This window comes from Streptosporangium lutulentum, assembly GCF_030811455.1.
GTDB lineage: Bacteria > Actinomycetota > Actinomycetes > Streptosporangiales > Streptosporangiaceae > Streptosporangium > Streptosporangium lutulentum.
In genome coordinates this window covers 6583249-6596401 of the sequence record NZ_JAUSQU010000001.1, presented here as the reverse complement: position 1 = coordinate 6596401, position 13153 = coordinate 6583249, and the positions used below count along the sequence as shown (strand labels likewise).

General features: G+C 70.1%; 2 protein-coding genes. Both read left to right on the top strand.

Annotation, left to right across the window (positions count from 1 at the left end):
* The first annotated feature begins 77 nt into the window (after window positions 1-77).
* Window positions 78-899: a hypothetical protein gene (locus tag J2853_RS29170; RefSeq protein WP_307563511.1), complete on the top strand. Its 822-nt coding sequence runs from the start codon at window positions 78-80 to the stop codon at window positions 897-899.
* A gap of 505 nt (window positions 900-1404) precedes the next feature.
* Complete coding sequence (locus tag J2853_RS29165) at window positions 1405-13080, top strand: beta strand repeat-containing protein (protein WP_307563509.1); 11676 nt, start codon at window positions 1405-1407, stop codon at window positions 13078-13080.
* Window positions 13081-13153 lie beyond the last annotated feature (73 nt).

The following is a 13153-nucleotide window of genomic DNA, read 5'->3' as shown; positions in this document are numbered from 1 at the left end:
CCGCACCACCACAGATCATCCACCTCTGTACATGACCGAATCATTCACCTCTGTACGTGAAACGCGAAGGAGAAGCCATGACAGGCACCCCTCACACCGGCGCCGCGCGGCGCGCCGCCGTCGCCTGCGGACTCGGCGTGATGCTGGCCGCAGTCCTCGCGGGCACCTCCTCGGCGGCGCTCGCGCCGGAGCCGTCGCCGGGAGGCCCGGGTGAGAAGGCGACCACCGGAGAGGAGGCCGGGGGGAGGGCGAACGCCGAAAGGGAGACCCGTGAGAAGACAGGCGGAGGGGCGGCCCATGAGAGGACGGCCGCCGGAGAGAAGGCGGGTGGGAAGGCGCCCGCGGGGAAGGCGATCGCCGGGAACGCCTCCGCCGGGGAGGTCCCGCGGCTGAGCATCAGCGTCGACAACGGCCGGACCGCCACCCAGGAGGGGGACCGGCTGACCTACACCGTCACCGTCCGGAACATCGGCACGGCGGGTGCTCGCGACCTCCACCTCACCCAGAGCCTTCCGCCCGGCCTCAAGTTCGTCTCCGCCGACGGTCATGGCACGGTACGAAAGGGGCAGGTCGTCTGGTCGGCGAACCTGGGGGCGGGCAAGGACGTCACCTTCCACACCACCGCCAAGGTGCAGGCCACGCCGGATCACCTGCTGCGCCTGGCCACCGTCGCCTGCGCGAGCACCGGAGCGGACGCCAAACCGATCGTCTGCGCCACCCACTCGGACCAACTGCCGGCCGGCGCCGCCGCGGACGAGGCCGCCCGCCAGGCGACCGATCCGGTCTCGGGCCCCATGCGGTACGTCCTGATGGGGATCGGGCTGCTGGTCGTGGCGGTGGCCGGAACACTGGTCGCCCGCCGCGCGAGACGCCACGCCCGCCTGCGGCTACCGTCCTGACCGTTCCCGCCTGTTCGTGGCGATGAGGCGCGGCCCGCGCCCGAAGCGGTCACGACCCCTTGCCGGGGGTGTTCACACCCCCGGCAAGGGGTCGCTTCTTTTGAGTCCCGGACGGGTTGAGGACACTTCTCCCCGCCATCTCTGACCGTCCTTTGTCGTGATGCGGTTATCGGCTGTAGTGCCGGCTCGGGCTGAAACTGTATGAAGTATCCGGCATATCCCGCGTCGCCACGCCGTCTCTTCGCGTTGATTGACACTCTCCGTAGTTGATCAGAGACTTTGAGTCGTTACGGCTAGATCTCTCCGGGCTGGCTCCGGTGGCTCCGACGTTCCCCGGCGAATCAAGAAGTCAGCGACTGGATCACCGCGTCGGCGATCTGGAGTCCGGTGACCGCGGTTCACCCCGATCCTCAGGGCGTTCGCAGATCGGGAAGCCGCGAACATCGAGATCGATCGGGGTGTCGGCGTGCCTTTCTTCACTGCTGTGTCCGGGCAGGGGACCTGGGTGCCTCGTGTCAGGAGGGGGACCGTCCGGGTTCTCGTCCTGGCCCTGACCTGCTCGGGGCTGACCGGTACGGCGACCGTGCTGGACCCTCGTCCCGCGTCGGCGGCGGGCACGGTCGTGTTCGACCAGCCGTTCCACAACAACACGGCCAACGGGAACGGCGCCGTGGTGCTGCCCGCGCCGCCGGCCGGTTCGGGCTTGACGAACTTCGCGTGCCTGACCGCCCCCGGCAACACCACCACGGGTGTCCTGCGCAGCTGCACCGGCAGCCCGGACAGCCCGGGCTTAGGCAAGCTGCGCCTGACCGACGCGTCGACCAACAAGGTGGGCGGGGTCTTCGGCGCCGTCGGCGTGCCCACCTCGCAGGGCCTCGACGTGACGTTCAACACCTACCAGTACGGTGGGGGCAACGCCGACGGCCTCGCCTTCGTGCTGGCGGCGGTCGACCCGGCCAACCCCCAGCCGCCGGCCAACCTCGGCCAGCTGGGTGGCGGGCTGGGTTACACCGGGACCAACGTTCTCGCCGGCCTGGCGTACGGCTATCTCGGCATCGGCCTTGACGTGTTCGGGAACTACAGCACCAGCACCTACCAGGGGAGCGCCTGCACGAACCCGGCCTACATCGGGACGGGCGGTGTCAAGGTGCCCGGCCAGGTCGTCGTGCGCGGGCCGGGCAACGGCGCAGTCGGCTACTGCGCGATCAACAGCACGGCCACCACGACGGCCTCCCCGGCCCTTCCCCTGCGGGCGGCCACTCGCACGGGTGTCCCGGTCCAGGTGGGCATCAACCCCACCAACACGGTCCTCACGACCGCCGCCGGCCTGGCGATCCCGGCCAACAGCTACCGGGTGGTGGTCACCCTGGTGGGCGGTGTGACCAAGACTCTGACCGGCACGCTCCCCGCGGTCACCGCTGGCCTGTATCCGGCGAGCTGGCTGAACGCCAACGGGGTTCCCCGGCAGTTGGTGTTCGGCTGGGTGGGATCCACCGGAGCCGTGGTCGACTTCCACGAGGTCGACGAGGCCAAGGTGGCCACGATCAGTGCGGTCCCCGAGCTGACGGTCTCGCAGACGAGTTACAACGCCGCGACGCTGTCGCCGGGCGATCCGGTGACCTACAGCGTCGTGGCGGGCGTCGCCGCCGGCATCCCGGAGACCTCTCCGATCTCGATGACCCAGACGCTGCCGGTCGGGACGGTGGCCGCGGGGGCGTACGGCACGGGATGGGTCTGCGCCGCGCCTTCGGGGCGGTCGGTCACCTGTACCAACAGCAACGGCCCGTTCCCGGCCGGGGCGACGTTAGCGCCGATCACCGTGGTGGGTATCGTCACCGCGACCGGTGTCACGCCGGCGCTGGTCCAGAGCACGACGGTGGCCACGTCGTCGGCGAGCGACGCCAGCCCCGCCTACTCGTCGTCCACGACCGTGGGCACGCTGCCGGCGACGCCCAGTGGCATCAGCCTGAGCTCGACCTCGGGCACGATCGCCGGCGGCAGCACCGTGACCGTGAACGGGACGAACATCTCCAACGCGACCGCCATCGAGATCGGCTCCACCGCCCAGCAGCAGGCCGGCACCCCGGTGGTCCTGCTGCCGTGTCCCTCCGGGGTCACCACCGGATGCTTCGTCAACAACGGCAACGGCACCCTGACCATCCCGTCCATGCCCGCCAGGTCCACCAGCGGGGCGGTGACCGTCACCGTGGTCACCGTGGGCCTCGCCGCGGCGGCCGCCTACACCTACCTCGCCGCGCCCGCGGCGCCCACCGCTCCCACGGCCACGACCGGGGTGACCAGCGCGACGGTGAGCTGGACGGCGCCGGCGAACAACGGCAGCGCCATCACCGGCTACGTGGTGACCCCGACGCGCAACGGTGTGGCCCAGACCCCAGTGGCTTTCGACGCCTCGGCCACCAGCCGGACGCTGACCGGGCTGACCGCCGGCGCAACATACACCTTCACCGTCGCCGCGGTGAACGCGATCGGCACCGGCTCACCCAGCCCCGCGTCCAACGCGGTCGTCCCCTACGACCTCCCCGGCCGGCCGGCCATCACCGCGGTCACCGCCGGGACCTCCTCCGCGACCCTGACCTGGACGGCGCCGGCGAGCAACGGCAGCGCCATCACGAGCTACGTCGTCACGCCCTACATCGGCGGCGTCGCGCAGGCCACCCAGACGTTCGCCGGCACCGCGACCACCCAGACCGCCACCGGCCTGACCCCGGGGACCTCGTACACGTTCACCGTGACCGCCGTGAACGCGGCGGGCCCCGGCCAGCCGTCCCTGCCCTCCGCCGCCGTCGTCCCCAACTCCTCGCCCGCCTTCACCTTCGCCGCGCCTCCGGCGGGAGAGGTGAGCGTCGCCTACAGCGTTCCGCTGACGGTCACCGGGGGGACCGCGCCGTACGTGTGGTCGGTCAGCGCGGGCAGTCTGCCGCCGGGCCTGACTCTGAACACCTCCACCGGTGTGCTGTCGGGCACCCCCACCTCGGCGGGCAGCTACTCCTTCACCGCGCGGGTGACGGACGCCAGCAACGTGAGCACCACCCGTGCGGTCACCCTGATCATCGCGGCGGCACCCGTCCTGACGTTCCCGGCGCCGCCCGCCGGGGAGGTGAGCATCCCCTACAGCATCCCGCTGACCGTCACCGGCGGCACCGCGCCGTACGTGTGGTCGATCACCGCGGGCAGTCTGCCGCCGGGCCTGACTCTGAACACCTCCACCGGTGTGCTGTCGGGCACCCCGACGCTTGGAGGTGCCTTCTCCTTCACCGTCAGGGTGGTCGACGCCTTCAACCAGAGCAACACCAGGACGGTGAGCCTGACGATCGCGGCGCTGCCCACGTTCACGTTCGTCGCGCCACCGCCCGGGCAGGTCGGGGTCGCCTACAGCGTTCCGCTGACCGTGAGCGGGGGAACCGCGCCGTATGTGTGGTCGGTCAGCGCGGGCAGCCTGCCGCCGGGCCTGACCCTGAACACCTCCACCGGCGTGTTGTCGGGCACCCCGACCGCGACGGGCAGCTCCACGGTCACCTTCCGGGTGGTCGACGCGAACGGTCTGGCCGACACCAGGTCCGTGACGCTGGTCATCGCGGTCGGGCCCCTGGTCATGGTCAAGACGGCCGATGCCTCCTCGGCGGTCCCGGGGGGCACGCTCAACTACACGATCACCGTGAACAACACCGGCACGACCGCCTTCACCGGTGCGACGTTGAACGACCCGCTGGCGGGCGTCCTCGACGACGCGACCTACAACGGTGACGCGACCGCGAGCGCCGGCTCGGTGTCACTGACCGGCCAGACCCTGACCTGGACGGGCAACGTGGCGGCCGGCGCGACCGTGACCATCGGCTACTCGGTCACGGTGAACAACCCCGACACCGGCAACAAGGTGCTGGCCAACGCGGTGACCTCATCGACGGTCGGCAGCACCTGCCCGGCCGGCGGCAGCGATCCCCGATGCTCCGCCACCGTGACCGTGTCCGGACTGTCCATCGTCAAGGTCGCCAGCGTCTCGACGGCGACCCCCGGAGGGGCGATCGGCTACACGGTCACGGTGACGAACAACGGCCAGACCCCGTACACCGGGGTGACGTTCACCGACGCGATGGCCGGTCTGCTCGACGACGCCGTCTACAACGCCGACGCGATCGCGACGACCGGTAGCCTGTCGTACACCAGCCCCAACCTGATCTGGACCGGAAACCTCGCGCCCGGTGCGAGTGCGAACATCACCTACTCGGCCACGGTGCAGAACCCCGACACCGGCGACAGGACCGTCTCCAACACGATCTCCTCGGCCACTCCCGGCAGCACCTGCCCGCCGGGAAACCCCGGCGCGCAGTGCACCGCCACCGTCACGGTCCTGATCCCCGGACTGACGATCAGCAGCGGCGCGGACGTGGCCAGCACCACGCCGGGCTCGACCGTGAACTACACGTTGACAGCCTCCAACACCGGGCAGACCCCTTATGTCGGGACGAGTTTCACCGTCTCCCTGGCGGGCGTGCTGGACGACGCGACGAGCAACGGCGACTTCGCCGCGACGTCGGGCACTCTGGTCAACAATCTGAACGGCACCTACACCTGGACCGGTAACCTGGCCATCGGCGCGGCCGTCACCATCACCGGCTCGGTCACCGTGAAGAATCCCGACACCGGCGACAGGGTCCTGAGGACCTCCGCAGTCTCCGCCGCGGCGGGCAACAACTGCCCGGTGGGCAACCAGGCCCCTGGGTGCTTCAGCACCGTCCCGGTCCTGATCCCCGGCCTGACGATCGCCAAGGTGGCCGACGCGTCGACCACGACCCCCGGGTCGGTCGTCCACTACACGGTCGCGGTCACCAACTCGGGGCAGACGCCGTATACCGGGGCGACGTTCGCCGACGCGCTGGCCGGGGTGCTGGACGACGCGACCTACAACGCGGACGCCACCGCGACCAGCGGCTCGGTCGGCTTCGCCGGCTCCACACTGACCTGGGCCGGTGACCTCGCGGTCGCCGCGACCGCCACGATCACCTACTCGGTCACGGTGAAGAATCCCGACACCGGGAACAAAGTGCTCTCGAACACGGTCTCCTCGTCCACCGTCGGCAGCAACTGCCCCACAGGGGGTAGCGATGCCCGGTGCGCCGACAGCGTGGCGGTCCTCGTTCCGCAGCTGACGATCACCGATGAGACCGACGTGTCCACCACGGTCCCGGGGGGCGTCGTCACCTACACGCTCACGCTGGCCAACACCGGGCAGACCCCCTACGTGAACACCAGTGCCACGTTCACCATCGCGGGCTTCCTCGATGACGCGACCTACAACGGCGACATCGTGACCAGCTCGGGCAGTATCGGAGTGACCCCGACCGGCGCGCTCCTGTGGACGGGGGACATCGCGGTCGGCGCGACGGTCACCATCACCGGTTCGGTCACCGTCAACGACCCCGACACCGGGGACAAGGCTCTGAGCACCTCCATCACGTCTCCCGCGCCGGGCAGCACCTGTCCGGTCATCGGTGCGACGTTGCCCGGCTGTTTCAACGTCGTCACGGTCCTGGTCCCGGCGCTGACGATCACGAACACCGCCGACGCTCAGACGACCTTGCCGGGTGACACGGTGACCTACACGATCACGGTCGCCAACACGGGGGAGACCCCTTACACCGGCGCCACGGTGACCGAGTCGCTGGAGCAGCTGCTCGACGACGCGGACTACAACGGGGACGCCACCGCGACCAGCGGCTCGGTCGGCTTCGCCGACTCCACCCTGACCTGGACCGGGGACCTCGCGGTCGGGGAGAGTGCGACGATCACGTACTCGGTCACCGTGCACGACCCCTACGCCGGTGACCGGCAGCTGGACAGCGTGGTGGTCTCGACCACGCCGGGCAGCACCTGCCCCGCCGGGGGCAGCGACGCCCGGTGCACCGCGTCGGTGATCGTCCTCGTGCCGGCGCTGACCGTCGCCAAGACCGCGAACGCCACTACGACGGTGCCGGGGGCGACCGTCGGCTACACGGTCACCGTCACCAACTCCGGGGAGACCCCGTACACCGGGGCCACCGTCACCGACGCGCTGGCCGGGGTGCTGGACGACGCGGTCTACAACGCGAACGCCACCGCGACCAGCGGCACGGTCGGCTTCGCCGGCTCCACCCTGACCTGGACCGGCAACCTGGCGGTCGGGGCGAGTGCGACGATCACCTATACGGTCACCGTGCGCAATCCCGATCCGGGAGACGCCCTGCTCTCCAACACCGTCGTCTCGTCCACCAGGGGGAGTAACTGCCCGGCCGGGAGCCTCGATCCCCGGTGCTCCGTCTCGGTGCCGGTGGCGCGCCTCGTGCTGGAGCAGAGCTACACCCAGGCCGGTGCGACCCCCGGCTCGACGATCACGCTCAACGCCACGTTCACCAACACCGGGCAGGTCCCCTACACCGGGATCAGCGTCTTCAGTGCCAGCGCCGGCACCGTCGACGACGCCATCCCCAACGGCGACCAGACCGCCAGCTCGGGCACGCTCGTCCTTGATGCCACGGGCATCACCTGGACCGGGAACATCCCCGTCGGGGGCGTCGTCACCATCACCGGCACCCTGACGCTCAAGAACCCGCCCACCGGCAACCGGATCGTCACCGGCACCCTGGTCTCAACGGCCAGGGGTAACAACTGCCCATCGGGAGGCTCGGATCCCCGCTGCACTGCCAGCCTTGCCGTGCTGGTCCCCGGCCTGACGATCGTCAAAACCGCCGACACCGCCGCCACGGTCCAGGGAGGCACCGTCGGCTACACGGTCACGGTCACCAACTCGGGGCAGGCGCCGTACACCGGTGCGACGTTCACCGACCCGCTGGCGGGCGTGCTGGACGACGCGACCTACAACGGCGACGCCACGGCCACGACCGGCACGGTCGGTTTCGCCGGGACGGACCTGACCTGGACCGGAAATCTGGCGGTCGGGGCGAGCGCGACGATCGCCTACACGGTCACCGTCGGCGATCCCGCCGCCGGGGACAGGCTCATGGTCAACACGGTCTCCTCGCCCACCGCCGGCAGCAACTGCGCCCCGGCGAGCGGTAACCAGCAGTGCACCAGCGCCGTGGCCGTGCTCGTTCCCGCCCTGGCGATCACCAAGACCGCCGATTCCACGACGGGGGTTCCCGGGAGCACGATCACCTACACGATCACCGCCGCCAACACCGGGCAGCTCCCCTACACGGGGGCGACGTTCACCGACGCGCTGGCGGGCGTGCTGGACGACGCGGCCTACAACGCCGACGCGACGGCCACGACCGGCACGGTCGGTTTCGCCGGGACGGACCTGACCTGGACCGGAAATCTGGCGGTTGGCGCGAGCGCGACCATCACCTACACGGTCACCATCAACAACCCGGCGACCGGCGACCTGAACCTGGTGAACGCGATCACCTCCGCCACCCCCGCCAACAACTGCCCGACCGGCGGAACCGACACCCGCTGCAGCGCCGGCGTCCAGGTCGTCGAGGCCACCACGCTGACGTTCGACAAGGCCGCGAGCACCGCCTCGGTCGCGGAGGGCGAGGTGGTCACCTACACCGTCACGATCAGCAACAGCGGACTGACCCCGTACGTCGGCGCGACGTTCACCGACTCGCTCACCGAGGTGCTGGACGAGGCGACCTACAACGGCGACGCCACGGCCGGAACGGGCACCGTCACCTACACCGAACCCGATCTGACCTGGACCGGGACCGTCCCGGCCGAGGGGTCGACCACGGTCACCTACTCGGTGACGGCGAACCCCCGGGGCGGCGGGAACGGGCTCCTCTCCAACACCCTGGTGTCGGACTCGGCAGACGGCAACTGCGCCGTCGGGAGCACCGACCCCCGCTGCTCCGAGACAGTGACCACGGCGGGGCTGGAGATCCTGGCCTTCGCCGACACGGACACCATCACACCGGGCGAAGTGGTGCGCTTCACCACCTTCATCAGCAACACGGGGCAGACGGCGTACAACGGGATCACCGTCCTCCTCAACGGGAGCAGCATGTTCGACGACGCCGTCCCCAACGGAGATCAGATCGCCACCTCCGGGTCGCTGTCGCTGTCGCTGGACGCGACCACGCTGACATGGACGGGGAACATCCCCATTGGGGACAGCGTCGTGGTGACCGGCACGTTCACGGTGAACAACCCCGATCAGGGCGACAAGGTGCTGACCAGTGCCGTGTCCTCTTCGGCGCCGGGCAGCAGTTGCCCCGTGGCGACCGACCCCGGCTGCTCCGTCTCCGTCTCCGTGCTGATCCCCGCTCTGACGATCACCAAGGTCGCCGACAGGTCCGCGGTGGTTCCGGGAGGGGTGGTGGCCTACACGCTCACGGTCGCCAACACCGGCCAGACCCCGTACACCGGGGCCACCGTCACGGACTCGCTCGCCGGGGTGCTGAACGAGGCGACCTACAACGGGAACGCGAGCGCCACGACCGGCACGGTCGGCCTCGCCGGTCAGACCCTGACCTGGACCGGCAACCTGGCGGTCGGGGCGACCGCGATCGTCACCTACTCGGTCACCATCAACAACCCCGCTCTGGGTGACAAGCTCGTGACCAACGCGGCCACGTCCACCGAGGTGGGCAGCACCTGCCCGCCCGCCAGTGGGAACACGGCCTGCGACGCGAGGGTCGTCATCCTCACCCCGATCCTGACGATCGCGAAGACCGCCGACAAGACCTCGACCACACCCGGTGGGACGGTCACTTACACGATCACGGCCACCAACACCGGCCAGGTGCCCTTCGCCGCGGCGAACTTCACCGACGCGCTGGCCGGGGTGCTGGACGACGCCGCCTACAACGGCGACGTGAGCGCCACGCGCGGTACCGCTACCTTCGGCAGCCAGGCCATCGCCTGGACCGGCGCCCTCAGCCCCGGCCAGGCGGCCGTCATCACCTACAGCATCACGGTCAACACCCCGGGCACCGGCAACCAGAGATTGTCCAACGCCGTCACCTCCACCACCGCCGGCGCCACCTGCCCGGTCGGCGGCAACGACACCCGCTGCTCCAACGAGGTCCTGATCTCCCGGATCACGATCACGAACTCGGCGGACGTCGCCACGACCATCCCGACCGGGGCGGTGAACTACACGGTCACGATCGCGAACACCGGGCAGACGCCGTACCCCGTCGCCGTCGTGGACGGCCTGCTCGCCGGAGTCCTCGACGACGCGACCCTCACCGGCGACGTGGCGGCCTCGGCGGGCAACATCACTTTCAACTCCGGGAGCGGTCAGGTGAGGTGGCAAGGGGCTCTCGCGATCGGCGCGACCGTCACCGTCACCTTCTCGGTGACCGTGCGCAACCCCGACCCCGGGAACAAGACCCTGAGCTCCGTGATGACCTCGGCCGCCCCGGGGAACAACTGTCCCGTCGGCGGCACCGACCCGGCCTGCACCTCGACGGTGAGCGTGCTGACCCCCGTCCTGGACGTCTCCAAGAGCGCCGACAAGACCACGGTCACCCCCGGCGGCATCGTCACCTACACGATCACCGTCGCCAACACCGGCCAGACCCCCTACACCGGAGCATCGGTGACCGACCAGCTCGACGCGGTGCTCCCGGACGCCGTCTACAACGGTGACGCGACCGCCACGAGCGGCACGGTCACCTTCACCAGCCCCGATCTGACCTGGACCGGTGACCTCGCCATCGGCGCCAGCGCCACGATCACCTACTCGGTGACCGTGCGTAACCCCGACCCCGGCGACAAGCTGATCGTCAACAAGACGTTCTCCGACACGCTGGGCAGCACCTGCCCGTCCGTCGGGTCTTTCCCGGCGTGCACGACGCTCGTCATCGTGCTCGTCCCCGCCCTGACGATCGTCCAGACGGCCGGCACGACCACCACCACGCCGGGTGCGACGGTCGGCTTCACGATCACGGCCACGAACACCGGCCAGACCCCGTACACCGGGACGAGCGTCGCCGGCGCGCTGGCGGGGATACTGGACGACGCCACCTACAACGGGGACGTTACCGCCACGGTGGGCACGGTCGCCGTCGCCGGTCAGACCCTGACCTGGACCGGCGATCTCGCGGTCGGCGCGGCGGTTACCATCGGCTACACGGTGACGGTCAAAAACCCGGACTCCGGTAACAAGGTTCTCACCGGAGTCGCCTCGTCGTCCGCGCCGGGCAGCACCTGCCCGGTGGGCGGCACCGGGCCGGCCTGCACCGCGACGGTGACCGTGCTCATTCCGGGACTGGCCGTCTCCACCGTCGCGGACCGGGTGACCACGACCCCCGGCGGCACCGTACGGTTCACGATCACGATCGCCAACACCGGCCAGACCCCCTACCTCGGCGCGAGCGTCGCGGACTCTCTCGCCGAGGTGCTGGACGAGGCGACCTACAACGGGAACGCGAGCGCCACGACCGGCACGGTCGGCCTCGCCGGTCAGACCCTGACCTGGACCGGCGATCTGGCGGTCGGGGCGACCGCGACCGTCACCTACACGGTGACGGCGAACAACCCCAACACCGGAGACACGAGCATGACCAGCGTCGTCTCCTCGTCCGCGCCGGGCAGCACCTGCCCGGTGGGCGGCACCGCCCCGGCCTGCAGCGCGACCGTCACCATCCTGATCCCCGCGCTGAGCATCGCCATGACCGCCGACACGGCGACCACGACCCCCGGAAGCACGGTCGGCTACACGATCACGCTCACCAACACCGGGCAGACCGACTACGCCGGCGCCTCCGTCGTCGCCGCGCTCAACGGGCTGCTCCCCGACGCGGTCTACAACGAGGACGCGAGCGCCTCCACCGGCGTCTTCGACTACACCGCGCCGAAACTGACCTGGGTCGGATCCCTCGCGGTCGGTGCGAGCACCGCGATCACCTACTCCATCACGGTGAAGGATCCCGACCCCGGCGACAAGGTTCTGACCAGCGGCGTGAGCTCCACCGCACCGGGCAGCACCTGCCCGGTGGGCGGCAGCGACCCGGCGTGCGCGACGCTCGTGCGCGTCCTGGTGCCGCAACTCACGATCACGCAGACCGCCGACTCCAGCGTCGTCGCCGCCGGGACGGCCGTCCACTACACGGTGACCCTGGTCAACACCGGCGAGACCGACTACCTCGGCGCCGCGTTCACCGAGCCGCTGACCGGGGTGCTCGACGACGCGACCTACGCCGGCGACGCGACCGCCACCGTCGGCACCGTCACCTACGCCGACGGCATCCTCAGCTGGGGAGGCGCCCTCGCCATCGGCGCCACCGCGACGATCACCTACTCGGTCACCACCATCTATCCCCCTCCGGGGAACAAGGTCATGACCAGTACCGTCAGCTCCACCACCGCCGGAGCCACCTGTCCCGAGGGGGGAACCGATCCTCGCTGCACCACGACCGTCACCGTCCTGACCCCCGGCCTCACCATCACCAAGACCGCGGACAACAGCGGTACCGTGGTGGCGGAAGCCGTCGTCCAGTACACGATCACGGTCACGAACACCGGTGAGTCCCCGTACGCCGCGGCCGCGTTCTCCGACTCGCTGGCCGGGGTGCTCGACGACGCCACCTACGAGGGCGACGCGACCGCGACCGTCGGCACCGTCACCTACGCCGACGGCATCCTCGGCTGGACCGGGGCGCTGCCGGTGGCAGCGAGCGCGGTCGTCACCTTCACCGTTCTCACCAGTGACGAGGAGGCCGGCGACGCGATCCTCGACAACCAGGTCACCTCGGCGACCGTCGGCAGCACCTGCCCCGTCGGCGGTACCGACCCCGGCTGTTCCGTCCAGACCGCCGTGACGCCCACCAGCATCAGCCTCGTCGACCTGACCAGCGATTTCACGCTGAGCGGCACTCCGAACTCGACGGTCAGAGGCAACGAGGCCGTGACCATGACGGTCATCACGAACAGTTTCGACGGCTACACCGTCACCGTGCAGGCGGGGTCCGACGAGCTCACCTCGAACGAGCCCGGCAACGACGCGACCATCCCGATCGGGAACCTGCGCGTGCGTGAGAGCGGCACGTCGGCCTTCCAGCCCCTTTCCGCCACCGAGCCGGTGCTCGTCCACACCCAGCCGGGCCCGTCCGCACCCAACGGAGACGCCATCGGCAACGACTTCGAAGCCGACATCCCCTTCATCCGGGTCGGCAGATATTCGGCGACGCTCACCTACGTCACGACGGCCCTCTGACCCACCGTCCCCGGAGTCCCGGCCGCAGGCGACGTCCCACCGGACACACCACTCACCCGATACCTGAGCAACG

Coding starts and splice junctions, on each gene's coding strand:
- J2853_RS29170 (WP_307563511.1), top strand. CDS start 78: ATGACAGGCACCCCTCACACCGGCGCCGCGCGGCGCGCCGCCGTCGCC.